The organism is Pseudomonas sp. B21128 (assembly GCF_044218865.1).
GTDB lineage: Bacteria > Pseudomonadota > Gammaproteobacteria > Pseudomonadales > Pseudomonadaceae > Aquipseudomonas > Aquipseudomonas iridis.
Window position 1 is genome coordinate 3,799,075 of record NZ_CP162590.1, and the last position, 24,603, is coordinate 3,823,677.

The following is a 24,603-nucleotide window of genomic DNA, read 5'->3' on the forward strand; positions in this document are numbered from 1 at the left end:
TAATCTGCTTTAAAGAGGGCCGGTTGCCCGAAGTAATAATCTCCCGTTCCTTACTTTGTATACTTCGCCTTTATGAATCATGTCATATTCGAATGTTGCTTCGATTGTTTTGTCTGCTTTGTTTTGCTTCAGCGTGATCTGGCCATTCTGCCCTGTAAGAACCGGACTGAAATTGACCGGTGTGATGAAGCGGGCTTGCACTTTGCTGCCGCTCCTCTCCTGCAATTCGTATGTGCCGTCCTCAATATCGCGGTCCAAGACAAAGCCTGCTTGATAAAACAATTCTGGCGTAGTGTGGCGCGCAATGACGCTAATCGAGTTTTCTGACAATGAAGCATAGAAGTATTGGTTGGGAGCGAACTCAGGAATTTGAGGGAAACTCGGCGAAATCGTCAGTTTGAAATACTCCTCCTGAGAGATTTCTTTATGCGCGGTGGACGCGGGTTTCAGTGCTTTATCGATACCGAGTTCGGTGAAGTAGTCAAGGTTACTCATGATTTCAGGTCCTTTAGTCATGGTTTTTTAATTTGACGGTGTTGGCCGAGCGGCGCCATCAACAGTTTGCACGCTACTTTTCCGTAACGCGCGGCACAACTGTAAGATCTGACAGTTGACAGATTATAAAAATACTATGGGAAAGTTTCAGTGGTAAGCCAATGGCTGGGTTTCTCGACAGCAAAACCTAGCGAAAAAACTCCCCCGGGGTCTCCCCAAACTGCTGGCGGAACGCGGCAATAAATGCTGACGTCGAGTCGTAGCCGCAAGCCAGCGCGACGTCGGTGACGCGTTCGCCTTTTTCCAGCGGCGTCAGTGCTCCGAGCAGGCGCAAGCGTTGGCGCCAGGCGCGGAAGGTCAGGCCCGTGTCGCGCAGAAACAGGCGCGTAAGGGTTTTTTCGGTGACACCGAACTTCTCGCTCCAATGACTCAGCGTGGTCTGCTGTTCGGGATGTTGCTCCAGGCTCTGGTAGATCTGCCGAAGACGCGGGTCTTGCGGCAGCGGCAACATCAGGTCGATCTGTGGCGCTTCGGCGAGTTGATCGAGGATCACCTGGGCCAGCCGTCCGTGTGGGCCGGATTGATCGTACTCCACGGGAACCTGGCTGAAGGCGCGGATCAGTTCACGCAGCAAGTCGCTGACACCGAGGACATGACAGTGCTCAACGGCCCAACCGGCGACGCTGCAATCGATATACAGGCTGCGCATTTCGGTGTGTGGCGAGCTGAATACCCGATGCGGCACCCCGGCCGGAATCCATACGGCGCGCTCAGGCGGCGCAACGAAGCGTCCGGCACTGGTCTGGACCTCAAGCACCCCTTGAATGGCGTACGACAATTGCACCCACGAATGGCTGTGGCGTCGGGTCAGTGCGCGATTGGGCAGGGATTCAGTGCGCCCGTACAGCGGACGCGGAAGGCTGGGCAGCCCGGGAATGCTGCGCCGGATACTCTTGATATGTCCTTTAGGCGGCATCTGCAGGCTCATCGGCGTTAGTCGGTAATTCCCGCTCACGTTAGAGTCGTCGGCACGCACTGGCAACCCCCCGGATGAACACACCATGACGCGCCCAAGATTCCTGCCCGACAACTTCACCCTGACGCTGATCGGCGTCGTGCTACTGGCGAGTTTTCTACCTGCCAGCGGTCAGGTCGCGGTCGGTTTCGGCTGGCTGACCAACGTCGCCATCGCGCTGCTGTTTTTCCTCCACGGCGCCAAACTCTCGCGTGAATCGATCATCGCCGGCGCCGGTCACTGGCGCCTGCATTTGCTGGTGTTCGGTCTGACTTTCGCGCTGTTCCCGCTGCTGGGGTTTGCCTTGAAACCGCTGCTGTCGCCGCTGATTGGCGACACGTTGTACATGGGCATGCTTTACCTGTGCGCGTTACCCGCAACGGTGCAATCGGCGATCGCGTTCACGTCGCTGGCGCGGGGCAATATTCCGGCGGCGATTTGCAGCGCGGCGGCATCCAGCCTCTTCGGGATCTTCCTCACGCCGTTGCTGGTGACGCTGCTGCTCGACGTCCATGGTGACGGCGGTTCGACCCTCGATGCGATCCTCAAAATCAGCGTGCAGTTGCTACTGCCATTCATCGTGGGTCAGATCGCCCGTCGCTGGATCGGCGCGTGGGTAGGGCGCAACAAGAACTGGCTGAAGTTTGTCGATCAGGGGTCGATTCTGCTGGTGGTTTACGGCGCGTTCAGCGAGGCAGTCAACGAAGGCATCTGGCATCAGATCCCGCTGATCGAATTGCTCGGACTGGTGGTGGTCTGCTGCATTTTGCTGGCACTGGTGCTGGTGGCGGCGACGTTGTTGGGCAAGGCCTTTGGTTTCAGCCAGGAAGACCGCATCACCATTCTGTTCTGCGGCTCTAAAAAGAGTCTGGCCACTGGCGTGCCGATGGCTCAGGTATTGTTTGCCGGCAGCACCATTGGCGTGCTGATCCTGCCGCTGATGCTGTTCCATCAGATTCAATTGATGGTCTGTGCAGTGTTGGCGCAGCGCTATGCGAAACGACCGGAATCGGTGCCGGAGCTGATGGCGCAGGTGGATCCGTGAACATCGTCCTTGAATTCGAAAGTGGCGTGCAGATGGTTGATCGGCCATTATTCGCACGCCCGGTGATGGATGCCGGCGCCACTGATACTCAAGGGATTTGTGCGGATGCAGGAAGAGCAACAGAAGGACGCGATTTTTATTTCATACGCATGGGGCGGGCCCCTTCAGCACAAGGAATGGATACGCCAGCGTATCGTCAAGCCTCTGGACTGGAAGTACCGCGTGTTCTGGGATCGGGACAGCATCGGGTTCGGTGAGTCCATCGACAAGACCATTACCCGTGCGCTGGCGCAGCGCCCGATCAACGTGTTCTGTATTTGTGACAGCGACTACCTCGTGGCGGCGCAGCGGGTCAACTCAGGCCTGTACCGGGAACTGCAAATGCTGACGCAAATCGCTGATCTCGATGGGGTCAGGATCATTCCGTTGATTTTCGACTCTGACAGTGCAGTGGACCTGCCCGACCCGCTGGCAGGGAGGGCTTATCTGAATGTTCACTCTTTGCATGAGCGCGGCCTGGACTTGAGCACCGTGTTGCTCGGTGTGGCTGACGGCGCGACGCAGGCGCAAGTGAACAGCTATATCGCCGGGAGACTCAAGGCGAATGACCTGCGGCGACTCGCTGACGCTTATTTCAGCCAGCAAAGCCTGGAGTTTTGGGGTAATGCGCGCACTCATGAGGTGCGCGTACATGAAAGTGGGCAGGCGCCTCGTTTACTGCTTCCAGCTCAGTGGATGTGGGACAGCGACGAGTGGGGATTCATGCTGGGTGACGAGAACCCGACATACTGCCCTTCGAAGGGACGCTGGCATTGGGACTACTTCACTCCGTCACGCGGCATGCGTGCGCTGGGAACAGCGGTCATGTCGGCGTTTTTCCCGGGTCGTGAAGACCCGGACGACCAAGCGTTTCTGGCCTCAGCCGGTGCCGTTCTTGCCCGATGCGTATTCGCCATGACCTACAAGACCGAGGCCTTCAACCTCGCACCTGCCGAAGTGATCAATATTCTGATCAATGACGCCGATGGCTACGCCGCGCTTGAGCATCTGGTGCCATCGGCCGCTTAGTCAGACACGTTGCTGTCCTTGCAGCGTGTCCGGCTGGTGCCGGTCGGGATAGTCCATCGGCTTCCAACCCGATCTCCACTGGTGGCCAATCGATCTAAAAAAATGGCGCCGTGGTCCGGGGCATTTGCTAGTCTCAATTTTGTAGGTGAAGACGCAGACTGATGCGCAAACGGATAGCAAGGGGACGTGGGGCGCGTTCCGAAGGGTGCACGGTTAGAAAGATCTCCGCGCTGAGATCCAGCCCTTATGCCGTGTGAAGCAGCCGAGGCACTCCCTTTTTCAATTGGGCCCGGTACTGTGAGAAGCCTGATAAACCTTGTAAGCCAGAGACCAGCACTGGCCGCCTACTCGGACACCAAAGCCCGCTTCGTGCGGGCTTTGTCGTGCTTGCAGCGCTAGATTTTCGTCAGGGCATACGCCAGATCGGCGCGCAGGTCTTCGACGTCTTCGACGCCCACCGACAGGCGTACCAAGCCATCGCCAATCCCCAGTTTCGCGCGAGTTTCGGGGGGAATGGTGGCGTGCGTCATGATCGCCGGGTGCTCGATCAGGCTTTCCACGCCGCCCAGACTTTCCGCCAGGGCGAAGATTTTCACGTTCTCCAGAAAGCGCCGTGCGCCAGCCAGATCACTGTTCAGGTCCACGGAAATCATCCCGCCGAAACCGCGCATCTGCCGCTTGGCCAATTCATGCTGCGGGTGCGATTCAAGACCTGGGTAGTAGACGCGTTTGACCTGCGGTTGCTGTTCCAGCCACTGCGCCAGATCCTGCGCGTTGCTGCAATGACGCTCCATGCGCAGCGCCAGGGTTTTCACGCCACGCAAGGTAAGAAACGCATCGAACGGCCCGGATATCGCACCGACCGCGTTCTGCAAAAAGCCCAGACGCTCGGCCAGTTCGGCGTTCTCGCCGACCACGGCGATCCCGCCGATCACGTCGGAGTGACCGTTCAGATACTTGGTGGTCGAGTGCAGCACGATGTCGAAACCTAGCTCCAGCGGGCGCTGGATGTACGGGCTGGCAAAGGTGTTGTCGGCCACGCTGATGATCCCGCGGGCGCGGCAGATGCGGGCGATGGCGGCCAGGTCCGACAGGCTCAGCAGCGGATTGGTCGGTGTCTCGACCATGACCATGCGCGTGTCGTCCTGTAACGACGCTTCGAATGCCGACAGGTCGGTCAGGTCGACGTAGCTGAAGCGATGCCCGGCGCTGCGTTGGCGCACCTTGTCGAACAAGCGAAAGGTGCCGCCGTACAAGTCGTTGCCGGAAATCACGTGCGAGCCGGCGTCGATCAACTCGAGAACGGTGGAAATTGTCGCCAGCCCGGAGGCGAACGCAAACGCTCGAGTCCCTCCCTCCAGATCCGCCACGCAACGCTCAAGGGCAAAACGCGTCGGGTTGTGCGAGCGCCCGTAGTCGAAACCCTTGTGCACGCCGGGGCTGTCTTGCAGGTAAGTGGAGTTGGCATAAATGGGCGGCATCAACGCGCCGGTGGTCGGGTCGGGCTCTTGCCCGGCATGGATTACCCGGGTCGCGAAACCTTGGGATTTGTTGTCCTGCTGACTCATGCGAGGGATCTCCGTAATTGGTTGAGCATGTCGACGCGGGTGATCAGGCCATGGAAGCCCGATGCGTCGGCGATGATGGCGACGAGGCCACGGCTGAGCACCGATTCCAGCTCAGCGAGGGGGGCGTCGGGCGCGAGGGTTTGCAGTTTGTCGGTCATCACGCTGGAGACCGATTGGCTGAAGCGTGCGGCGTCCTCGTGCACCCCCAGCAAAATGTCCGATTCGTCGATCACGCCGACCAGTTGTTTGCCTTCCACCAGCACGGGCAGTTGCGAGACATCCGCCAGGCGCATGCGCTGGAAGGCGGTCAGCAGCGTGTCATCGGGGCCGACGCTGATGACCCGACCGTCTTCAAAACGTCGGGCGATCAAGTCCCGCAGGTCGCCATAGCCTTTGCGCTGCAACAGGCCCTGATCGGTCATCCACTGGTCGTTGTAGACCTTCGACAAATAGCGCGTGCCGGTGTCGCAGACGAAACTCACCACGCGTTTTGGCTCGGTCTGTTCGCGGCAATAACGCAGCGCGGCAGCGAGCAGGGTGCCGGTCGACGACCCACCGAGAATGCCCTCGGCACGCAGCAACTGACGGGCATGGTCGAAGCTTTCTTCATCGCTGATCGAATAGGCGTGGCGTACGCTGGAGAGGTCGGTGATGGATGGAATAAAGTCCTCGCCAATGCCTTCAACCGCCCATGAGCCGGGCGTTGGCAGCGAGCCGTCGCGGCTGTATTGCGCCATCACCGAACCGACCGGATCGGCCAGAACCATTTCCAGATCCGGTTGCACCCGTTTGAAAAAACGGGTCAGCCCGGTCAGGGTGCCGGCCGAGCCGACGCCGACCACAATTGCATCCAGATCGTGTTCGGTTTGCGCCCAGATTTCCGGCGCGGTGCTGCATTCATGGGCCAGTGGGTTGGCCGGGTTGTTGAACTGATCGGCAAAAAATGCGCCGGGAATGTCTTTCGCCAACCGCGCGGCGACGTCCTGGTAATACTCGGGATGCCCCTTGCCGACGTCGGAGCGGGTAATGTGCACCTCGGCGCCCATGGCCTTCAAGTGCAGGACTTTTTCCGTGGACATTTTGTCCGGGACCACCAGCACCACGCGATAACCCTTGGCGCGGCCAACCAGTGCCAGGCCCAGGCCGGTGTTGCCGGCGGTGGCTTCGACGATGGTGCCGCCGGGGGTGAGGCGCCCGTCACGCTCGGCGGCGTCGATCATCGCCAGACCGATTCGGTCCTTGATCGAGCCGCCAGGGTTTTGTGATTCGAGTTTGAGAAAGAGTGTGCACGGGCCGGTATCGAAGCGGGTCACTTGCACCAGCGGCGTATTTCCTATGAGCCCAAGTACGGCAGGGCGGGATTCCTTTGACATTCTTCACCTCTTGTTGGTGATTGATCGCGTTCCATTCGCGGGGAAAAGCTCGCCTGCAACATAGGCCGTGAAGGGATCCGCCGCAACCACCCAGTGAGCTAAAAAGCTCAGCGATTTTGATCTAACTATAGAACTGAATTTGCCGAAGGGCCGGGCGTTATCAGCGGGCGGAGGGTCATGGGAGTTCGAGCGCGGTACAGAAAAAAATGTGCGAGCTGCTGGCCAGCGACGGCGGTGGATCAGTCAGCATCAATGTCGAATGTCCGGGCCTCATCGCTGGCAAGCCAGCTCCCACAGGGGGCAGCGGTGAAGTGTTGCTGTCATGACACTGTCATTATTCGACAACCATACTGAGCGCAACACATCGCGTGTTCTTCAAAGTTTTTGGCTGCCATTCCCGGCAGCTTTTTTTTGCCCGAAATTTGGTGCCTATCGGGTTCGGTTTGCAATTCCTCAACAGGCTTGGCTAATATACGAACCATATACATTTCGTATCGGGTACTGCCATGGGCATCGTAAAGATTTCAGAGGACATGCACGAGAACCTGCGCATCTCCAGCAACGCACTCAGCCGCTCGATCAACGCGCAAGCCGAGCACTGGATGCGCATTGGCATGCTCGCCGAACTGCACCCCAACCTCGATCACCACGCGATCTGCCGTTTGCTGATTCGTGCTGAACAAAACGGCGGGCTGGACCTGCAACAACTGACTCAGGAAGACGTCACGGCATGAGAAACCAGATCAAGATCAACACCCCGAGCGACATCGCTCAATCGCGCGCCGCCGGCAACCTCGCCGCGCAAGTGCTGGCGATGCTGGTGCCGCACGTCAAGGCAGGCGTCACTACCGATGACCTGGATCGGTTGTGCAACGACTACATCGTCAATGTGCAGAAAGCCATTCCCGCCAATGTCGGCTATCACGGATTCCCGAAAACCGTGTGCGCCTCGGTCAACGATGTGGTCTGCCATGGCATCCCGTCGGGCACGCCGCTCAAGGATGGCGACATCGTCAACCTCGACATCGCCGTGATCAAGGATGGCTGGTTTGGCGATACCAGCCGCATGTACGTGGTCGGGGAGGCGACGCCTGAGGCGCAGCACCTGATCAAAACGACGTACGACGCCATGTGCGCGGGCATTCGCGTGGTAAAACCGGGCGCGACGTTGGGCGATATCGGCCACGCGATCCAGAGCCTGGCGGAGAAAGAAGGCTTCAGTGTGGTGCGTGAGTATTGCGGCCACGGCATTGGCAAGGTTTATCACGATGACCCGCAGATCCTGCATTACGGCTTCCCGAATCAGGGCATGAAGCTCAAGGCCGGGATGATTTTTACCGTTGAGCCGATGCTCAATGCCGGTAAGCGCCATGTGAAGAACATGCCGGATGGCTGGACCGTGCTGACCAAGGATGGCTCGTTGTCGGCGCAGTGGGAGCACATGGTGGCGGTGACGGAAACGGGGTTTGAAGTGCTGACGGCGTGGCCGGATGAGATTGAAGGGTTTGCGCCGATCAGGTGATACCGCGTCGCCTGCTTGCCCCTCACCCTAACCCTCTCCCGGAGGGAGAGGGGACTGACCGAGTTGCCCGGCGTCAGATATCGACCTGAAAGATTCGCGGTGAATATGGATTCACTGCAGAACTTTCAGGTCGACGTACTTCTTCAATATCCCCGGATCTGCTCCCTCTACCTCTGGGAGAGGGCTGGGGTGAGGGGGTAAATCCCGCAGACAACACGCTATCAGTGAGCGCCAGCTGCCTTGTTCAGATCGCTTTCAGTCCATTCGGTATAGACGCAGGCGTCTGCAGTGGCCCAACGCACTTGCACCGGATCCCCAGCCTTGAGCGGCATACCCGCCGCCGACAACGCCTTGACCGTCATCGAAGTTCCGCCCGACGTCACCACACTGCACGTCTGGCTCTCACCCAGAAACAGCACTTCCACCACCTTCGCTGAAACCTCATTCCAACCCGCCGCCAGCGGTTCACTGATTGCCTGCGACACGCTCAACGCCAGCGCCTTTTCCGGGCGCACCATCAGCAACACATCCTGGTCAGTATGCAATCCGGCCGTCAGTCGAATCGACAACGATTGCCCTTCAAACGAAGCCGCCGCATTGCCCTGCGCCTTGAGCTTGAGGAAGTTCGAGTTGCCAAGGAACGACGCGACGAAGGCATTCGGCGGATTCTGGTAGAGGTCATACCCGCTGCCCAAACCGACAATCTTGCCGTGACTGAAAATCGCGATGCGCTGCGACAAACGCATCGCCTCTTCCTGATCGTGGGTCACGTAGACGATGGTGATGCCCAGACGCCGATGCAACTGGCGCAGTTCATCCTGCAAATCTTCACGCAGCTTTTTGTCCAGCGCACCCAGCGGTTCGTCCATCAGCAGAATGCGTGGCTCGTAAACCAGTGCGCGAGCAATCGCGACCCTTTGCTGCTGGCCACCGGACAGTTGCGAAGGGCGGCGGTGGGCGAACTGTTCGAGCTGCACCAGTTTCAACATCGCATCGACACGCCGTTCGCGTTCGGCAGTCGCGAGTTTGCGGATCGCCAACGGGAACGCAATGTTGTCGCGCACCGACAGATGCGGGAACAGCGAGTAGCGCTGGAACACCATGCCGATGTCGCGCTTGTGCGGCGGCACGTTGACCAGCGACTGACCGTTGACGAGGATCTCGCCGCTGCTCGGCGTTTCGAAGCCGGCGAGCATCGACAGCGTGGTGCTTTTGCCGGAGCCGCTGGAGCCGAGGAAGGTGAGGAATTCACCGTCCTTGATGTCCAGCGAGATGTTGTCCACGGCCGCGAAATCGCCGTAGTGCTTGTTCAGGTTGCGCAGGCTGACCAGGGGTTTGTCGTTCTGCTGGGATGCGTCTTTGATCACGGCACTCATGTCGTACTCCTGGGCGCTCAGGCGCTGATTTGATTGCGCCGGCGCAGGGCGGCGGCGATCACCATGACCAATACCGACAGGCCGATCAGCAGCGTCGAAGCGACGGCGATCACCGGTGTCAGGTCTTGACGCAGGGTGGTCCACATTTTTACGGGGAGGGTCTGCAGCGTCGGGCTGGCCATCATCACGCTGAGCACCACTTCGTCCCACGAAACCAGAAAGGCGAAGAGGGCGCCGGCGACCATGCCCGGACGAATCGCCGGGAACGTCACCTTGAACACCGCTTGCAGGCGCGAGGCCCCGCAGATCACCGCCGCGTCTTCAATCGACTGATCGAACAGCTTCAACGAGTTGATGATCGAGATGATGGTGAACGGCAGCGCGACGATCACATGGCTGACGACGAAGGCGAACATCGTCCCGGTGTAACCGAGCTTGAGAAACAGCGCGTACACCGCCACAGCAATAATCACCAACGGTACGATCATCGGCAGGGTGAACAGGCCATAGAGCATCTCGCGGCCGGGGAAGCGCCCGCGCACCAAGGCAAACGCCGTCGGCAAACCGAGGGCCACGGCGCAGATCGTCGTCAGTACCGCGACCTTGAGGCTGGCCGCTGCAGCGTTCATCCAGTCCGGGTTGGAAAAGAACTGGCCGTACCATTTCAGCGTCCAACCCGGTGGTGGGAACACCAGCCACTGGGATGAACCGAACGACAGCAGCACGATAAAGACGATCGGCAACAGCAGGAACAAGCCGATCAGCCCGGTGGTGGCGTAGAGGCCGAAACGCATGCGCCGGCTCATTGCGTTGGGAGTCAGGAGCATGTCGGCTTACCTCGCGTTACTGGCGCCAACCGGGGATTCCGGCTGAAGCTTCAGGTAGAAGTAGAACAGCACCAGCGTGATCGCGATCAGCAACGCGGCGCCGGCACTGGCCAGGCCCCAATTGAGGAACGATTGCACCTGCTGAATGATGAACTCCGGCAGCATCATGTTCTGCGCCCCGCCGAGCAGCGCCGGGGTGACGTAGTATCCGAGCGACATCACGAACACCATCAAGCCGCCGGACGCCAGACCTGGCCGGCACAGCGGCAGGAACACCCGGAAGAAGTTGGTCCAGGGACTGGCGCCGCAGATCGAGCCGGCCTGCAGGATCATCGGATCGATGGCCTGCATGGTCGCCTGCAACGGCAGCACGATGAACGGGATCATGATGTAGCTCATGCCGATCACTACGCCGGTGAGGTTGTGCACCATTTCCAGCGGCTGATCGATGATGCCCATCGCCATCAAGGCTTTGTTGATCACCCCCGAAGCTTGCAGCAGCACCAGCCATGAGTAGGTGCGAGCGAGGAGGCTGGTCCACATCGAGAGCAGCACGATGTTGAGAATCCAGCGCCCCCAGCCGCGTGGCACCAACGTGATCGCCCAGGCCAGCGGGAAGCCCAGCAGCAGACTGAACACCGTTACCAGCCCGGCCACCGAAAAGGTGTTGAGCAGCACGCGGGCGTACGCTGAGTTGGCGAACAGTTGTTCATAGTTGCCCAGGCCAGGCACAGGTTCCAGAACGCCGCGCAACAGCAGGCCAATCAGCGGCGCAAGAAAGAACAGGCCAAGGAACAGCAGCGCCGGGAGGAGGTTGCCGGCACCGCGCCAGCGTTGTTTGAGGGACTCGGCTTGCGGCATCGCAATCGCCTTTTTGCCTTCGGCCGAGCCGGCAGCGCGGGCGGCGCTCCCGGTGGCAGTGGAGGGACGGGACGCAGTGGCCGCCATTTTCATTTGACCAGCCATTCGTTCCACCGTGTCGCGATGGCCGGACCGTTCTTGGCCCAGTACGCGAAATCAAGAGTGATCTGATCCTTAGCGTAGGCAGTCGGCAGGTTGGGGGCCAGCGTCGAATCCAGACGCTCCACACTGTCGAGGTTGACCGGGGCGTACGCGGTCAGGTTGGAGAAGTCGGCCTGGCCCTTGGCGCTGCTGGCGTTGGCCAGAAACTTCATCGCTGCATCCTTGTTTTTCGAGCCTTTGGGAATGACCAGAATGTCGGCCATGACCAGGTTCTGTTTCCAGCTCACGCCGACTGGCGCGCCGTCCTCTTGCAGAGCATGAATGCGGCCGTTCCAGAACTGGCCCATGCTCGCTTCACCGGACGCCAGCAGTTGCTGCGACTGCGCGCCGCCGCCCCACCAGACGATGTTTTTCTTGATGGTGTCGAGTTTCTTGAAGGCGCGATCCAGATCCAGCGGATAGAGTTTGTCGGCAGCTACGCCGTCGGCCAGCAGCGCCAGTTCGAGTACGCCGGGGCTTGGCCATTTGTACAGGGCGCGTTTGCCGGGGTAAGTCTTGGTGTCGAACAGGGCGCTCCAGTCCTGCGGCTTGTTGGCGCCGAGTTTGCTCTCGTTGTAGCCGAGGACGAAGGAGAAGAAGAACGAGCCCACGCCGTGATCGCTGACAAAACGCGGGTCGATTTTGTCGCGCTGGATGACGTTGAAATCGAGGGGTTCGAGCAGGCCTTCAGCTGCGGCGCGCAGGGCGAAATCGGCTTCAACATCGACCACGTCCCATTGCACGTTGCCGCTTTCAACCATGGCTTTGAGTTTGCCGTAGTCGGTTGGGCCATCCTGTACGACAGTGATGCCGCTGGCCTTGCTGAACGGATCAGCCCAGGCCTGTTTTTGCGCCTCCTGGGTGCTTCCGCCCCAACTGACAAAATTCACGCTCTCGGCGGCCATCGCGGCCTGGCCGGTAACGCTGAGCAGTCCCGCAAAAAAGATCGCGGTTGCAGCTTTGTTCAACACCATTTTCACGCCCTCATTGTTGTGTTTTTGAGCGGGCTTGCGTTGTTGCCCGCCTGTCGGGAGCAGTAGATGGACGTTCGTGGAAGTGTCCGGTCTATGGAATATCATATTATGGTATTCCAAGTTTTCTGCAAGCACTTTGCCTGACCGGTTATCTGGCGAAAGGGGATTTCTGGCTTGTTCGGCTCCAGTTATTGGGTTGGCTTTTAGATCCAGCCCCTCATCGGAACGCCGCCCGCCCAGCCCTCTCCCAATGGGAGAGGGGGAAAGGGAGCCGATCTCCAGGCTGGTCAAAATCTGAGTTCGACTCGGTATCTCAGGTCGGTGTATAGCGGCCAGTCAACGCGGTCGGCCCCCTCTACCTCTGGGAGAGGGCTGGGGTGAGGGCAGCGTCATCCAGCAAACGGAATACTCTCAACCACTTCAAGGTCATACCCCGTCAACCCCGCATACTTCAACGGCGGCCCCAGATGCCGCAGTTTGCCAACCCCAAGGTTCTGCAGAATCTGCGCCCCCGTCCCCACTTCTGAATAGATTCGCGACTGCGAGCGGCTGAACTGCCGTGGCGGTTGAGTGAGTTGTGGAACCCGCTCCAGCAACGCCTGCGAAGACTCATGATTGGCCAGCACCACCACAACGCCATGACCCTCTGCCGCGACCCGTTGCAGCGCCGCCCACAGCGTCCAGTTGCTTGGCCCGCTGTAGTCGGCACCAACCAGATCGCGCAGCGGATCGATCACATGCACGCGCACCAGCGTCGGTTCTTCCCGGCGCAAATCACCCATGACCATCGCCATGTGCACGCCGCCCTCGATGCGGTCCTCAAATGTGATCAGGCGGAACGTGCCATGCACTGTCGGCAAATCGCGTTCGCCAATGCGTTCGATGGTGTGCTCGGTGCTCAAGCGATGGTGAATCAGGTCGGCAATGGTGCCGATCTTGATCCCGTGCAGGCGCGCAAACACTTCCAGATCCGGGCGACGTGCCATGGTGCCGTCGTCGTTCATCACTTCGACGATGACCGAGGCCGGCGTAAAACCGGCCAGTTTGGCCAGATCGCACCCCGCCTCTGTATGGCCCGCACGGGTCAGCACGCCTCCTTCCTTGGCGCGCAGTGGAAAGATGTGGCCGGGCTGCACCAGGTCTTCGGCGCGGGCGTCTTTCGCCACGGCAGCGGCGACCGTGCAGGCACGGTCAGCGGCGGAAATACCGGTGGTCACGCCAACCGCCGCTTCAATCGACACGGTAAACGCGGTGCTGAACACGCTGCCATTGCTCGGCACCATTTGTTCAAGCCCTAGCCGCTGGCAATGTTCGTCGGTCAACGTCAGGCAGATCAGACCGCGTGCTTCACGGGCCATGAAGCTGATCGCCTCGGGCGTGCAACAGTCGGCGGCCAGCAACAGGTCGCCTTCGTTTTCCCGATCTTCGTCATCGACCAGCAAGACCATTTTGCCGAGGCGATAATCTGCGATGATTTCTTCGATGCTGTTGAAGGCCATGCTGGACTCTCAGTGTTTGTTGGAAATATTATTGGTATACCATAATACATAATCGACAAAAGAGGTCACTATGAAGGCGTACTGGATTGCTCACGTAGACATTGCCGATCCCGACCACTACAGCCAATACACCCAGCGTGCACCGGCCGCCTTCGCCGAGTTTGGCGGGCGGTTTCTGGCCAGAGGGGGTCGCAGCGAGGCGATGGAAGGACGCCAGGCGCCGCAGCGCAGCGTGGTGATCGAGTTTGATAGCTATGAACAAGCGGTAGCGTGCTACCACTCGGCGGCGTATCAAGAGGCGAAACGTTACCGCGAGGAATGGGCGAGGGCGGAAATCATCATTGTCGAAGGCGTGGCCCCAGTTTAAGCAAACACCACTAAACCCCTGTGGGCGCGAGCTTGCTCGCGAAGGCGTCGCGTCAGTCGATACACATGCTGAATGTCCGACCGCATTCGCGAGCAAGCTCGCTCCCACAGGGGTATGGGGATTTTTTAGCGGATGAAATGGATCTTGCCGCTGTCGTCGTTGCCCACATAGATCCCGTAAACCCCGGCCTGGCGTTCCTCGATATAGCGTTCGAGGATCTGCCGGATCGCCGGGTAATAGATCTGCTCCCACGGGATGTCTTCGGGGGCGAAGAATTTATAGTCGAGGGTTTCCGGCCCGAACTGGCCGGTGATCTCCAGCGCGATGGCGCGGAAGATGATGTACACCTCGCTGATCTTCGGCACGCTGAAAATCGAGTAGGGCGAGAGGATTTCCGCGCGCACGCCGCTTTCTTCCCAGACTTCACGCAGCGCGGCCTGCTCGGTGGTTTCGCCGCTTTCCATGAAGCCTGCGGGCAGCGTCCAGGTCCCCGGGCGCGGGGGAATTGCCCGTTGGCACAGGAGGTATTTACCGTCCTGCTCAATGATGCAGCCGGCAATGATCTTCGGATTGACGTAGTGGATGAAGCCGCAACCGCGGCACATCAGGCGCTCGTGCGTATCGCCCGGCGGTACCTGCTGACCGAGATCAGGTCCACCGCATTTTGGGCAAAAGCTCGGGCTGAACATGTCAGTGACCTATACGAGGTTCTTTGAGCGGGATGGGCAGGGTGATCGGTGGCGTGCCTTTGACAGCGATGCCGGTTTCTTCCTGCTTGCGCTTGAGGTAGTCGAGCGCAACGGCAGCGGCAGCGCGAACGTGGTCCACGCAAGCCTGATGCGCCAGCAGCGGATCGCCGCTCTTGATCGCCTCGACCATTTTTTCCATTTCCTGGTTACTCGCGCCGCGACGGTTTTCCTGAGACACCGAGGTCGCGCGCAGGTAGCTAATGCGTGCCTGCAACTGACGCAATTGCGTGGCCGCGACGTGGTTGCCTGAACCTTCCAACAGCACATCGTAGAAACCTTGTACCGAGTCGATCACTTGCTGCAATTCGCCGTCCTTGAGCGCCTTGCGGTTCTCGTCGAGGGCTTTCTCCAGTGCTTTGATGTCCTTGGCTTTGGCGCGCAGGGTGAACAGCTGCACGATCAGGCCTTCCAGCACGCAACGCAGTTCGTAGATATCGACGGCATCGGCGAGGGTGATGATGGCGACGCGCGGGCCCTTGGCATCGGCGAACTCCACCAGGCCTTCGGATTCGAGGTGACGCAAGGCTTCGCGCACCGACGTGCGGCTGACGCCCAGACGATCGCACAGATCGCGTTCGACCAGACGGTCGCCCGGCATAAGCTGGAAATTCATGATCGCGCTACGCAGTTTATCCAGCACGATTTCGCGCAGGGTAACGGGGTTGCGATTGACCTTGAAGCTGTCGTCGAGTGGCTGGCGTTTCATGGGGTCCGCTCTTTACTGTGGCTGTCCATGCCAGACGGGCATCAAAACAGCCGAGGGGTTAACTGGAGGCCTCGGCGTCGGCGTCGGCAAAGGCTTCGCGGGCCAGCCGGAAACTGTCCACGGCCGCCGGGACGCCGCAATAAATGCCGACTTGAAGCAGAATTTCGCGTATTTGCTCACGACTCAGGCCGTTACGCAAGGCGCCACGCACATGCAGCTTGAGTTCGTGCGGGCGGTTGAGCGCCGAGATCATCGCCAGGTTGATCATGCCGCGCTCCTTGAGCGACAAACCCTCGCGACCCCAGACATGGCCCCAGCAGTATTCGGTGACCATTTCCTGCAACGGGCGGGTGAAGTCGTCGGCGTTCTCTATAGAGCGTTGCACATAGGCTTCGCCCAATACCTGAGAGCGGATCTTCAGGCCTTTTTCGTACTTTTCGTTACTCATATTCTTGCCTCACCTCAGTCCCTGTGGGAGCTGGCTTGCCAGCGATGGCGGACTATCAGCCAACATCAATGTTGAATGTTAAGCCCTCATCGCTGGCAAGCCAGCTCCCACCGGGTTTTGCATTGTTGTCTCAGGCCAGGGTCGGCAGCGGCCCGAGCTTGCCCTTGTGATAAATCATCGGTGTCACCGGTTGTGCCGGCAGAATCAGATTCTTCACCGCGCCAACGATGATCGCGTGATCGCCACCATCGTATTCGCGCCACAACTCGCACTCGATGATCGCCGTAGCCCTGGCCAGAATCGGGTTGCCCAGTTCGCTCAAATGCCACTCGATGTCTTTGGCCTTGTCCTTGCCTTTACCGGCAAAGGCGTAGGCCTCGGCAGTCTGCTCGGCTGAGAGCAGGTGAATGGCGAAGCGCTTGCTGTCGCGCAAGATCGGGTAGGTGTCGGAGGCGTAGTTGGGGCAGAACAGCACCAATGCCGGGTCAATCGACAGGGCGCTGAAGGCGCTCGCGGTGATGCCGACGATGCCGCCATCCGGGTCGAGGGCGGTGACCACCGTGACGCCGGACGGAAATGAGCTCATCACTTCTTTATATATGCCGGGTTCGATCATGTCGCAGGTCTCCTAGCGCATCACAAACGGATCAGGCATTGGCGCCTGAGAAAGGTTGATCCACACCGTTTTCAGTTCGGTGTAGGCCAGCACCGAATCGATGCCGCTTTCGCGTCCATAGCCACTGTTCTTGAAGCCGCCGATCGGTGCCATCGCCGACACCGCGCGGTAGGTGTTGACCCAGATGATTCCCGACCGCACATCCCGAGCCAGGCGATGGGCACGGCCCAAATCACGGGTCCAGATGCCGGCGGCGAGACCGAACTGTGAGTCGTTGGCAATCGCCAGCGCTTGGGCTTCATCTTTAAAGCGAATGACTGATGCGACGGGGCCGAAGACTTCTTCCTGCATGATCTTCATCGAATTGCTGTCGCACTCGAACAGCGTCGGTTCATAAAACCAGCCGTCACCGAGCCCCGTCGGGCGTTTGCCACCGGTACGCAAAATCGCACCTTCGGCAAGGGCATCGGCGACCAGACCTTCAACCACCGCGAGCTGCTGCGCGGTGGCCATCGGGCCCATTTCGCTGCTGTCTTCCTGCGGGTTGCCGATGCGAATGCGCTGGGCGCGCTCCACCAGTCGACTGACGAACTCGTCGTAGATTTCGTCCTGCACCAACAGTCGCGAGCCGGACACACAACTCTGACCGGATGCCGCGTAAATCCCGGCAATCGCCCCGTTGATCGCGCTGTCGAGATCGGCGTCGGCGAAGATGATGTTCGGCGATTTTCCGCCCAGTTCCAGCGACAGCTTGGCGAAGTTCTCGGCACTGCTGCGCACCACATGCCGTGCCGTGGCCGCGCCGCCGGTGAAGGCGATCTTGCGGATCAGCGGATGACGGGTGAGGGCGGCGCCGGTGCTCGGGCCGTAACCGGTGACGACGTTGACCACGCCCGGCGGAATCCCGGCTTCAAGGGCCAGTCGCGCCAATTCAAGAATGGTCGCCGAAGCATGTTCGGACGGTTTGATCACAATCGTGTTGCCGGCGGCGAGGGCCGGGGCGAGTTTGATCGCGGTCAGATAGAGCGGGCTGTTCCAGGGAATGATCGCGGCGACCACACCCATGGCTTCGTGAACCGTGTAGGCGAACAGATCCGGCTTATCCAGCGGCAAGGTGCCGCCTTCGAGCTTGTCGGCAAGGCCTGCGGTGTAGTGGAAAAACTCAGGCAGATAACTGACCTGACCACGGGTTTCGCGGATCAGTTTGCCGTTGTCGCGGCTTTCCAGTTGCGCCAGTTGTTCCTTGTTCTCAGCGATCAAGTCACCGAGACGACGCAGCATTTTGCTGCGCGCAGTGGCGGTCAGACCACGCCACGCCGGGCTGTCGAAAGCGTTATGCGCCGATTGCACGGCGCGTTCGACGTCAGCTTCATCAGCGTCGGGCAATTCGGCCCAGGCTTGGGCCGTGGCCGGGTTGAGGCTTTCGAAAGTCTTGCCGGAGAGGGCGTCGACCCATTCTCCGCCGATGCACATCTGGAAGCGTGCGAGCGTCATGCAACGATCCCCTTTATTTGATTTTGTCGGGCGTGTGCGAATTCGAGAAATTCCAGCAGTGTCTGGTTGACCAGACGCGGCGACTCTACGGGCATCATATGCCGTTGCTCGGGCAGCACGGCAACCTTGGCGCCGGGGATGCGCAGGGCCAGTTGCTCGGCCATTTCCGGGGTCGAGCCCGGATCGAGCTCACCGGTGGCAATCAGCGTCGGCGCCTGAATGCTGCCCAGGTCGTCGGCGCGATACATGTCTTGCGTGGCGAACAGCTCGTATGTGGTCAGGTAACCCTGCGGATCATTGTTGGCCAGGGTTTGCCGCAACGCGGCGATCTGCGCCGGATTCGCCGCCTGATATTCGCGGCTGAACCAGCGCGACAGGGCCGCTTCGGCATTCGCGTCGGGCCCGTGTTCGGCGGCTTGCGCAGTGCGGGCGATGACGCCGGCGCGCTGCGCTTCGCTGCGGTTGAACACGCTGTTGAGCACCACCAGGCTTTGCAGGCGCTGTGGGTAGTGCAGGGCAAATGCCCGCGCGACCAGGCCGCCCATGGAAAAACCGATCACCGCTGCCTGAGGCAAGTTCAGGTGATCGAGCAGCTCCAGCAACTGGTCGGCGTAACCGAGCAGGTTGGTGCCGCTGGCCGGTCGCGGACTCGCGCCGTGGCCGAGCATGTCGTAGGCGATCACCTGATACTGGCTGGCGAGGCCGACAATCTGGCCGCCCCACATTTCTTTGTTCAGGCCCACGCCGTGGATCAAAACCACGGGCTGGCCTTCGCCGGTCGCCAGGTAACTGGTGCCAGCCGGGGTGAGTTCAGCGGTGAGCCGAATCATGGAGCGCTCCTGCTTGCCTTTTTTATTGTGATTACTGGGCTTTTTCGGCGGCCAGTTCTTCCAGGTCGATGTAACGGTTACCGATGCGCGGGTGCAGGCGACCACCGTCGGCGCAACCCAGCACCACGACGATTTCATCGGCACGCGGCGCGTCTTCGATCTGCATTTCCAGGGTGATGTAGTGCGAACGCTGGCCTTCGTCGTCCTTGTGCATCATCGGGATTTGAATCGAGGTACCCGGGCCGCCGCGCTTGTTGGTGAAGCTCAGGTAGCTCTTGGCCTTGACCGCTTCGCGGTAGTGGTTGCCGAAGCGCAGGGTGTGGATCACGGCGGAGGCATGCTCGATCTCGCCATCAGCGCCGACCACAGCGGCTTTGCCGTAAGCCTCGATTTTTTCTGCGCCGCCAATGATCCCGACCAGACGCTCGACCATCAGCGCGCCGAGGTCGGAGCAGTTGGCGCGGATCTGCGGCTTGAGGTCTTCCACAAAGCCGTTGCCCACCCAAGGGTTTTTCATCACCACGGCGAGGCCAACCATGGTCACTGGCTTGTCGGTGGCTTTGCCGCCTTCGATGAAGGTTTCTTCGACATAGCTGACGATCTTGCGAATTTCGAAACTCATGAGCTGCTCCGGTGGGGGATTGAAAGTGTCTTCCCGTCTGATGGTATACCATAATACCTATCGTGCAAGTCCCCCAAGCGAGTTTCGAATCATCTATCCGGCGAATGGCGGTGCATTCAGCCGTCACTGCAAATCCCGACCACGCCCCTGTGGGAGCGAGCTTGCTCGCGAAAGCGGCGGGCCAGCCAATAAAGAAGGTGGCTGCTCCGGCGCCTTCGCGAGCAAGCTCGCTCCCACCTTGGAATTCACTGACACCTGATCCGTGCGGTTAACAAAAGATAACGTGGCGCCGATTGTCAGACGTTTCCAAAGCCCGATAGGATGAGCCAGCTTCCGAAGGGGCTCTGGATTGCGGGTTTCAGGACTATGCTTCTGACCAGCGATCGCTCGAACACCCTTGCGGCGCCCTTTAAGGCCAAATGGCCTAACAATAATAAATAGGGGAAGGTCTATGAGTCGTTGCCGCCCGCCGGCGTTACGCAACACCGCGTTGCTGGCCACAGCACTCTCGATGCTGGGCTTTGCCATCTTGTCGGCACCTGTGATTGCCGCCCAGGCTCCAGCCGACGTGGTTTATGCCACCGAATCAGCCAAAGCCGCGAAAAGCCTCATTCTTGACGTCGTCCACGCCGGCGCCCGTTTGGTCGCAGTCGGGGATCGCGGGCACATTCTGTATTCCGACGACCAGGGCAAGACCTGGACGCAGGCGAAGGTGCCGAGCCGGCAGTTGCTGACGGCCGTGTATTTTGTCGACGACAAGCACGGCTGGGCGGTCGGCCATGACGCGCAGATTCTCGCCAGCGAGGACGGCGGTCTGACCTGGACCAAACAATTTGAAGACCTCAAACGCGAATCGCCGCTGCTCGACGTCTGGTTCAAGGACGCCAACAGCGGCTTTGCCGTGGGCGCTTACGGCGCGCTGCTGGAAACCACCGATGGCGGCAAAAACTGGGAAGACGTCAGTGACCGCCTCGACAACGAAGACCAGTTCCACCTCAACGCCATCGCTGCAGTGAAAGACGCCGGCCTGTTCATCGTCGGCGAGTCGGGCAGCATGTTTCGCTCCGCCGACGAGGGCCAGACCTGGGAAAAACTCGAAGGCCCATACGAAGGCTCGCTCTTCGGCGTGATCGGCACGGCTCAACCGCAGACGCTGCTGGCTTACGGCTTGCGCGGCAACCTCTACCGCTCGAGCGATTTCGGCAGCAGCTGGGAACAGATCGAGCTGAAAGCCGCGCGCGGAACACTGGAATTCGGCCTTTCCGGCGCTGCCTTGCTCGACGACGGCTCTATCGTGATCGTCGGCAACGGCGGTTCGGTGATCAGCAGCAGCGACAACGGTGAAACTTTCAGTGTGTTCAACCGCGCGGATCGCATATCCCTGTCGTCGGTCACCGCCGCCGGCAATGGCAACCTGATTCTGACCGGGCAGGGTGGCGTCCACACCACGCTGCCGAACGGCGCCGAGATCAATAATAAGAAGGCGGGGCTATGACTTCCTTGAACACACAAACCCAGGAAAAGGCGACGGTCCTCGAACGCCTGATTTTCAACAACCGCCCGGCGGTGATCCTCATCTGCCTGGTGGTGAGCATTTTCCTGTTCTGGCAGGCCACGTTGATCCGGCCGTCCACCAGTTTCGAAAAAATGATCCCGCTGCAGCATCCGTTCATCGAGAAGATGATGGAGCACCGCAACGATCTGGCGAACCTGGGCAACACCGTGCGGATTTCGGTGGAAGCCACCGATGGCGATATCTTCTCCAAGGAGTACATGGAGACCCTGCGCCAGATCAACGACGAGGTGTTCTACATCTCGGGCGTTGACCGCTCCGGGCTGAAGTCGCTGTGGAGCCCGAGCGTGCGCTGGACCGAAGTGACCGAGGAGGGTTTCGCCGGCGGTGAGGTGATTCCGCAGAGCTACAACGGCTCGCAGGACAGCCTCGATCTGCTGCGCAACAACGTGCTCAAGTCCGGTCAGGTCGGCCGTCTGGTGGCCAACGACTTCAAGTCGAGCATCGTCGACATCCCGCTGCTGGAGTCCTACCCGGACCCGCAGGATCAGGGCAAGTTGCTGGCGCTGGATTACCGCAAGTTCTCTCATGAACTCGAAGACAAGATCCGCAACAAGTTCGAAGCGCAGAACCCGAACATCAAGATCCACATCGTCGGTTTCGCCAAGAAGGTCGGCGACCTGATTGACGGTCTGGTGATGGTGGTGCTGTTCTTCGGCGTCGCCTTCGTGATCACCCTGATTCTGCTGCTGTGGTTCACCAACTGCGTGCGCAGCACCATCGCGGTATTGAGCACAACGCTGGTGGCGGTGGTCTGGCAACTCGGCTTGATGCACTTCTTCGGCTTCGGACTCGATCCGTATTCGATGCTGGTGCCGTTCCTGATTTTCGCCATCGGCATCTCTCATGGCGTGCAGAAGATCAACGGCATCGCGCTGCAATCCAGCGAGGCGGACAACGCGCTTACGGCTGCACGACGCACGTTCCGGCAACTGTTCCTGCCGGGGATGATTGCGATTCTCGCGGATGCGGTCGGCTTCATCACGCTGCTGATCATCGACATCGGTGTTATCCGTGAATTGGCCATCGGTGCGTCCATCGGCGTGGCGGTGATCGTGTTCACCAACCTGATCCTGTTGCCGGTCGCCATCTCCTATGTCGGCATCAGCAAACGCGCTATCGCCAAGAGCAAGAAGGATGCGAACCGCGAACACCCGTTCTGGCGCCTGCTGTCGAACTTTGCCAGCCCGAAAGTTGCACCGATCTCTGTAGCCCTGGCGCTGGTCGCCTTCGGTGGTGGCCTCTGGTACAGCCAGAACCTGAAAATCGGCGACCTCGACCAAGGCGCGCCGGAGTTGCGTCCTGATTCGCGCTACAACAAGGACAACAACTTCATCATCAGCAACTATTCGACCAGTTCCGACGTGCTGGTGGTGATGGTCAAGACCAAGGCTGAAGGCTGTTCACGCATTGAAGCCATGGCACCGATCGATGAACTGATGTGGAAGATGCAGAACACCGAGGGCGTGCAGTCGGCGATCTCGTTGGTGACGGTGTCCAAGCAGATGATCAAAGGCATGAACGAGGGCAACCTGAAATGGGAAACCCTGTCGCGCAATCCGGACGTGCTGAACAACTCGATTGCCCGTGCTGATGGTTTGTACAACAACAGCTGCTCGCTGGCGCCGGTGCTGGTGTTCCTCAACGACCACAAGGCGGAAACCCTTGATCGGGCGGTGCATGCAGTGCAGGAGTTCGCCAAGGACAACAACAAGGACGGCCTGGAATTCATCCTCGCCGCGGGTAACGCCGGCATCGAAGCGGCCACCAACGAAGTCATCAAACAGGCTGAGTTGACCATCCTGATCCTGGTGTACATCTGCGTGGCGGTGATGTGCATGATCACCTTCCGCTCGTGGGCGGCGACCTTGTGCATCGTGCTGCCGCTGGTGCTGACCTCGGTACTCGGCAACGCGCTGATGGCGTTCATGGGCATCGGTGTAAAAGTGGCAACGTTGCCGGTGGTGGCGCTGGGCGTGGGTATCGGCGTCGACTACGGGATCTACATCTACAGCCGTCTGGAAAGTTTCCTGCGTGCCGGTCTGCCGTTGCAGGAAGCCTACTACCAGACCCTGAAGTCCACCGGTAAAGCGGTGCTGTTCACCGGTCTGTGCCTGGCCATCGGCGTGTGCACCTGGATCTTCTCCGCGATCAAGTTCCAGGCCGACATGGGCCTGATGCTGACCTTCATGCTGCTGTGGAACATGTTCGGTGCGCTGTGGCTGCTGCCGGCACTGGCGAAGTTCCTGATCAAGCCAGAGAAACTGGCGGGGCAGAAGGGCAATTCGCTGTTTGCGCATTGATCTGAAGGGCTGAAATGAAAAAGCCGCAACCTTAGGGTTGCGGCTTTTTTTGTGGGTGAAGATCAAGAGCCCCTCACCCTAGCCCTCTCCCCGAGGGAGAGGGAACCGAACGGGGGATATTGGGAATTTTCGCCGATCTGAACGTCCTGCTGTGAATCCATAATCGACTCGGTTTTTCAGGTCGATGTATCAAGAAGCACAACTCGGTCAGTCCCCTCTACCTCTGGGAGAGGGCTAGGGTGAGGGCAATCAATCTAAAGTCTTAAGAAAGCTCAGCCCCCAACACAACACTCAACGCACTGCGCGCATCATCCAGCTGCACCAACGTCGCATGCCGCGCCCCCAGCGCATCGCGATTTTCAATGGCCGTCAAAATCGCCTTGTGCCTTGGCAGCGCCAATTCATGCAGATTCGGCCGCTGATTCGAATGTTTCAACGCCTCGGCAATCGCCACCGACAACATGTTGCACAGGTTCGCCAACAAATCATTGTGCGTCGCATCGGCAATGCGGCTATGAAAATCCAGATCCGGTTGCAGCAGTGCTTCCGGCGTCGGCGCCGCTTCCATGCGTTGGTAGGCTTCGCCAATGGCGGCAATGTCGGCATCGGTCGCATGCTGGGCGGCGAGGGCGGCGGCGGCAGGTTCGATGATGCTGCGCACGCTGGTCAGCACGTTGAAAAACTCATTCTGCGGGCTGCTTTGCATCAGCCAGTGCAGCACGTCCGGGTCGAGCATGTGCCATTCGCGGCGCGCCTTGACCACCGTGCCGACGCGCGGCTTCGAATACACCAGACCCTTGGCCACCAACACCCGCGTGGCTTCACGCAACACCGGCCGGCTGACCGCGTACTCCTCGCACAACAAGGCTTCGGCGGGCAGTTTGTCATCGGGCAAAAAGCGTCCGGAGACGATCTGCTTGCCCAGTTCCTGGACAATGCGCGAGTGCATGCTTTTGCGGTCGGAAGGTTTACGGTAATCCATGGGGGGCGGCGCGATCCTGAGCGATGGAGATGCCGCGCATCATAGCAGGCACGGCACAATCTTGAGGCAGACAAAGACAACTGTGGGAGCGAGCTTGCTCGCGAATACGGAGTGTCAGACGCCACGTGGTTGACTGACCCACCGCTTTC

Annotated in this window: 24 protein-coding genes; 7 read left to right on the plus strand and 17 right to left on the minus strand. The window is 59.8% G+C overall.

Annotated elements, in window-relative coordinates:
• Positions 1-9: 9 nt before the first annotated feature.
• Both AB4P91_RS16950 and AB4P91_RS16955 read right to left on the minus strand, forming a co-directional pair.
• Entirely contained in the window at positions 10-495 is a 486-nt protein-coding gene (locus AB4P91_RS16950; RefSeq protein ID WP_395603255.1) for a hypothetical protein, read from the minus strand.
• 187 nt (positions 496-682) lie between these two features.
• A complete protein-coding gene (locus AB4P91_RS16955; RefSeq protein WP_150592156.1) occupies positions 683-1,471 on the minus strand; it encodes a helix-turn-helix domain-containing protein in 789 nt (262 codons plus the stop codon).
• A gap of 85 nt (positions 1,472-1,556) precedes the next feature.
• On the opposite strand from AB4P91_RS16955, the gene AB4P91_RS16960 reads away from it, so the two are divergent.
• Positions 1,557-2,555: a bile acid:sodium symporter family protein gene (locus AB4P91_RS16960; RefSeq protein WP_150598175.1), complete on the plus strand. Its 999-nt coding sequence runs from the start codon at positions 1,557-1,559 to the stop codon at positions 2,553-2,555.
• Positions 2,556-2,624: 69 nt separating this feature from the next.
• Entirely contained in the window at positions 2,625-3,623 is a 999-nt protein-coding gene (locus AB4P91_RS16965) for a toll/interleukin-1 receptor domain-containing protein (protein WP_395603256.1), read from the plus strand.
• A gap of 395 nt (positions 3,624-4,018) precedes the next feature.
• Here AB4P91_RS16965 and AB4P91_RS16970 read toward each other — a convergent pair whose 3' ends face one another.
• Together AB4P91_RS16970 and AB4P91_RS16975 are read right to left on the minus strand one after the other, a co-directional pair.
• On the minus strand, positions 4,019-5,191 hold the full coding sequence (locus tag AB4P91_RS16970; RefSeq protein ID WP_395603257.1) for a cystathionine gamma-synthase: 1,173 nt from the start codon (positions 5,189-5,191) through the stop codon (positions 4,019-4,021).
• Positions 5,188-6,564, minus strand: a complete 1,377-nt coding sequence (locus AB4P91_RS16975) for a pyridoxal-phosphate dependent enzyme (RefSeq protein WP_115147322.1) — start codon at positions 6,562-6,564, stop codon at positions 5,188-5,190. The genes AB4P91_RS16970 and AB4P91_RS16975 overlap by 4 nt, the downstream gene beginning before the upstream one ends.
• 506 nt (positions 6,565-7,070) lie before the next feature.
• Here AB4P91_RS16975 and AB4P91_RS16980 point away from each other — a divergent pair.
• Positions 7,071-7,298, plus strand: coding sequence for a ParD-like family protein (locus AB4P91_RS16980; protein ID WP_150687125.1), 228 nt, complete (start codon positions 7,071-7,073; stop codon positions 7,296-7,298).
• Complete coding sequence (map, locus tag AB4P91_RS16985; RefSeq protein WP_150592151.1) at positions 7,295-8,086, plus strand: type I methionyl aminopeptidase; 792 nt, start codon at positions 7,295-7,297, stop codon at positions 8,084-8,086. Before AB4P91_RS16980 ends, map begins: the two co-directional genes overlap by 4 nt.
• Positions 8,087-8,307: 221 nt before the next feature.
• Here map and AB4P91_RS16990 read toward each other — a convergent pair whose 3' ends face one another.
• From AB4P91_RS16990 to ribBA, 5 genes are all read right to left on the minus strand, one after another.
• Entirely contained in the window at positions 8,308-9,462 is a 1,155-nt protein-coding gene (locus AB4P91_RS16990; protein ID WP_395603258.1) for an ABC transporter ATP-binding protein, read from the minus strand.
• A 17-nt stretch (positions 9,463-9,479) separates the two neighbouring features.
• Positions 9,480-10,289, minus strand: coding sequence for an ABC transporter permease (locus tag AB4P91_RS16995; protein ID WP_047301679.1), 810 nt, complete (start codon positions 10,287-10,289; stop codon positions 9,480-9,482).
• Positions 10,290-10,295: 6 nt separating this feature from the next.
• Positions 10,296-11,243, minus strand: coding sequence for an ABC transporter permease (locus AB4P91_RS17000; RefSeq protein WP_042559517.1), 948 nt, complete (start codon positions 11,241-11,243; stop codon positions 10,296-10,298).
• Positions 11,240-12,265 (minus strand): ABC transporter substrate-binding protein, encoded by a 1,026-nt coding sequence (locus AB4P91_RS17005; RefSeq protein WP_395603259.1) that lies wholly within the window; start codon positions 12,263-12,265, stop codon positions 11,240-11,242. The genes AB4P91_RS17000 and AB4P91_RS17005 overlap by 4 nt, the downstream gene beginning before the upstream one ends.
• Before the next feature lie 389 nt (positions 12,266-12,654).
• Positions 12,655-13,764 (minus strand): bifunctional 3,4-dihydroxy-2-butanone-4-phosphate synthase/GTP cyclohydrolase II, encoded by a 1,110-nt coding sequence (gene ribBA, locus AB4P91_RS17010; RefSeq protein ID WP_395603260.1) that lies wholly within the window; start codon positions 13,762-13,764, stop codon positions 12,655-12,657.
• 70 nt (positions 13,765-13,834) lie between these two features.
• Here ribBA and AB4P91_RS17015 point away from each other — a divergent pair, with 70 nt between their 5' ends.
• On the plus strand, positions 13,835-14,131 hold the full coding sequence (locus AB4P91_RS17015) for a DUF1330 domain-containing protein (RefSeq protein WP_150598182.1): 297 nt from the start codon (positions 13,835-13,837) through the stop codon (positions 14,129-14,131).
• Between the two features lie 125 nt (positions 14,132-14,256).
• Here the strand turns inward: AB4P91_RS17015 and AB4P91_RS17020 are convergent, their stop codons facing one another.
• From AB4P91_RS17020 to AB4P91_RS17050, 7 genes are all read right to left on the minus strand, one after another.
• Positions 14,257-14,820 carry an NUDIX hydrolase gene (locus AB4P91_RS17020; RefSeq protein ID WP_150592145.1) on the minus strand — a complete coding sequence of 188 codons (564 nt, stop codon included), beginning with the start codon at positions 14,818-14,820 and terminating at the stop codon, positions 14,257-14,259.
• A 1-nt stretch (position 14,821) separates the two neighbouring features.
• Positions 14,822-15,586: a GntR family transcriptional regulator gene (locus AB4P91_RS17025; RefSeq protein ID WP_150592144.1), complete on the minus strand. Its 765-nt coding sequence runs from the start codon at positions 15,584-15,586 to the stop codon at positions 14,822-14,824.
• A gap of 58 nt (positions 15,587-15,644) precedes the next feature.
• Positions 15,645-16,034 carry a carboxymuconolactone decarboxylase family protein gene (locus AB4P91_RS17030; RefSeq protein WP_395603261.1) on the minus strand — a complete coding sequence of 130 codons (390 nt, stop codon included), beginning with the start codon at positions 16,032-16,034 and terminating at the stop codon, positions 15,645-15,647.
• A gap of 130 nt (positions 16,035-16,164) precedes the next feature.
• The gene (locus AB4P91_RS17035; RefSeq protein ID WP_395603262.1) at positions 16,165-16,650 is read right to left on the minus strand and encodes a flavin reductase family protein; all 486 of its coding nucleotides are present in this window, start codon (positions 16,648-16,650) and stop codon (positions 16,165-16,167) included.
• 12 nt (positions 16,651-16,662) lie between these two features.
• Positions 16,663-18,144, minus strand: coding sequence for an aldehyde dehydrogenase (locus tag AB4P91_RS17040; RefSeq protein ID WP_395603263.1), 1,482 nt, complete (start codon positions 18,142-18,144; stop codon positions 16,663-16,665).
• A complete protein-coding gene (locus AB4P91_RS17045) occupies positions 18,141-18,974 on the minus strand; it encodes an alpha/beta fold hydrolase (RefSeq protein ID WP_150592140.1) in 834 nt (277 codons plus the stop codon). Before AB4P91_RS17045 ends, AB4P91_RS17040 begins: the two co-directional genes overlap by 4 nt.
• Before the next feature lie 31 nt (positions 18,975-19,005).
• The gene (locus tag AB4P91_RS17050; protein ID WP_098964278.1) at positions 19,006-19,596 is read right to left on the minus strand and encodes an amino acid synthesis family protein; all 591 of its coding nucleotides are present in this window, start codon (positions 19,594-19,596) and stop codon (positions 19,006-19,008) included.
• Positions 19,597-20,047: 451 nt separating this feature from the next.
• Between AB4P91_RS17050 and AB4P91_RS17055 the strand changes: the two genes are divergently transcribed.
• Together AB4P91_RS17055 and AB4P91_RS17060 are read left to right on the plus strand one after the other, a co-directional pair.
• Positions 20,048-21,091, plus strand: a complete 1,044-nt coding sequence (locus tag AB4P91_RS17055; RefSeq protein WP_150598187.1) for a YCF48-related protein — start codon at positions 20,048-20,050, stop codon at positions 21,089-21,091.
• Complete coding sequence (locus tag AB4P91_RS17060) at positions 21,088-23,472, plus strand: RND family transporter (RefSeq protein ID WP_395603264.1); 2,385 nt, start codon at positions 21,088-21,090, stop codon at positions 23,470-23,472. Before AB4P91_RS17055 ends, AB4P91_RS17060 begins: the two co-directional genes overlap by 4 nt.
• 262 nt (positions 23,473-23,734) lie before the next feature.
• Here AB4P91_RS17060 and AB4P91_RS17065 read toward each other — a convergent pair whose 3' ends face one another.
• Positions 23,735-24,454 (minus strand): FadR/GntR family transcriptional regulator, encoded by a 720-nt coding sequence (locus AB4P91_RS17065; protein ID WP_150592137.1) that lies wholly within the window; start codon positions 24,452-24,454, stop codon positions 23,735-23,737.
• Positions 24,455-24,603 lie beyond the last annotated feature (149 nt).

Bases quoted from the DNA above. Each gene is read 5' to 3' on its own strand.
- AB4P91_RS16950 (WP_395603255.1), bottom strand. From the start codon at position 495: ATGAGTAACCTTGACTACTTCACCGAACTCGGTATCGATAAAGCACTG.
- AB4P91_RS16955 (WP_150592156.1), bottom strand. From the start codon at position 1,471: ATGCCGCCTAAAGGACATATCAAGAGTATCCGGCGCAGCATTCCCGGG.
- AB4P91_RS16960 (WP_150598175.1), top strand. From the start codon at position 1,557: ATGACGCGCCCAAGATTCCTGCCCGACAACTTCACCCTGACGCTGATC.
- AB4P91_RS16965 (WP_395603256.1), top strand. From the start codon at position 2,625: ATGCCGGCGCCACTGATACTCAAGGGATTTGTGCGGATGCAGGAAGAG.
- AB4P91_RS16970 (WP_395603257.1), bottom strand. From the start codon at position 5,191: ATGAGTCAGCAGGACAACAAATCCCAAGGTTTCGCGACCCGGGTAATC.
- AB4P91_RS16975 (WP_115147322.1), bottom strand. From the start codon at position 6,564: ATGTCAAAGGAATCCCGCCCTGCCGTACTTGGGCTCATAGGAAATACG.
- AB4P91_RS16980 (WP_150687125.1), top strand. From the start codon at position 7,071: ATGGGCATCGTAAAGATTTCAGAGGACATGCACGAGAACCTGCGCATC.
- map (WP_150592151.1), top strand. From the start codon at position 7,295: ATGAGAAACCAGATCAAGATCAACACCCCGAGCGACATCGCTCAATCG.
- AB4P91_RS16990 (WP_395603258.1), bottom strand. From the start codon at position 9,462: ATGAGTGCCGTGATCAAAGACGCATCCCAGCAGAACGACAAACCCCTG.
- AB4P91_RS16995 (WP_047301679.1), bottom strand. From the start codon at position 10,289: ATGCTCCTGACTCCCAACGCAATGAGCCGGCGCATGCGTTTCGGCCTC.
- AB4P91_RS17000 (WP_042559517.1), bottom strand. From the start codon at position 11,243: ATGAAAATGGCGGCCACTGCGTCCCGTCCCTCCACTGCCACCGGGAGC.
- AB4P91_RS17005 (WP_395603259.1), bottom strand. From the start codon at position 12,265: ATGGTGTTGAACAAAGCTGCAACCGCGATCTTTTTTGCGGGACTGCTC.
- ribBA (WP_395603260.1), bottom strand. From the start codon at position 13,764: ATGGCCTTCAACAGCATCGAAGAAATCATCGCAGATTATCGCCTCGGC.
- AB4P91_RS17015 (WP_150598182.1), top strand. From the start codon at position 13,835: ATGAAGGCGTACTGGATTGCTCACGTAGACATTGCCGATCCCGACCAC.
- AB4P91_RS17020 (WP_150592145.1), bottom strand. From the start codon at position 14,820: ATGTTCAGCCCGAGCTTTTGCCCAAAATGCGGTGGACCTGATCTCGGT.
- AB4P91_RS17025 (WP_150592144.1), bottom strand. From the start codon at position 15,586: ATGAAACGCCAGCCACTCGACGACAGCTTCAAGGTCAATCGCAACCCC.
- AB4P91_RS17030 (WP_395603261.1), bottom strand. From the start codon at position 16,034: ATGAGTAACGAAAAGTACGAAAAAGGCCTGAAGATCCGCTCTCAGGTA.
- AB4P91_RS17035 (WP_395603262.1), bottom strand. From the start codon at position 16,650: ATGATCGAACCCGGCATATATAAAGAAGTGATGAGCTCATTTCCGTCC.
- AB4P91_RS17040 (WP_395603263.1), bottom strand. From the start codon at position 18,144: ATGACGCTCGCACGCTTCCAGATGTGCATCGGCGGAGAATGGGTCGAC.
- AB4P91_RS17045 (WP_150592140.1), bottom strand. From the start codon at position 18,974: ATGATTCGGCTCACCGCTGAACTCACCCCGGCTGGCACCAGTTACCTG.
- AB4P91_RS17050 (WP_098964278.1), bottom strand. From the start codon at position 19,596: ATGAGTTTCGAAATTCGCAAGATCGTCAGCTATGTCGAAGAAACCTTC.
- AB4P91_RS17055 (WP_150598187.1), top strand. From the start codon at position 20,048: ATGAGTCGTTGCCGCCCGCCGGCGTTACGCAACACCGCGTTGCTGGCC.
- AB4P91_RS17060 (WP_395603264.1), top strand. From the start codon at position 21,088: ATGACTTCCTTGAACACACAAACCCAGGAAAAGGCGACGGTCCTCGAA.
- AB4P91_RS17065 (WP_150592137.1), bottom strand. From the start codon at position 24,454: ATGGATTACCGTAAACCTTCCGACCGCAAAAGCATGCACTCGCGCATT.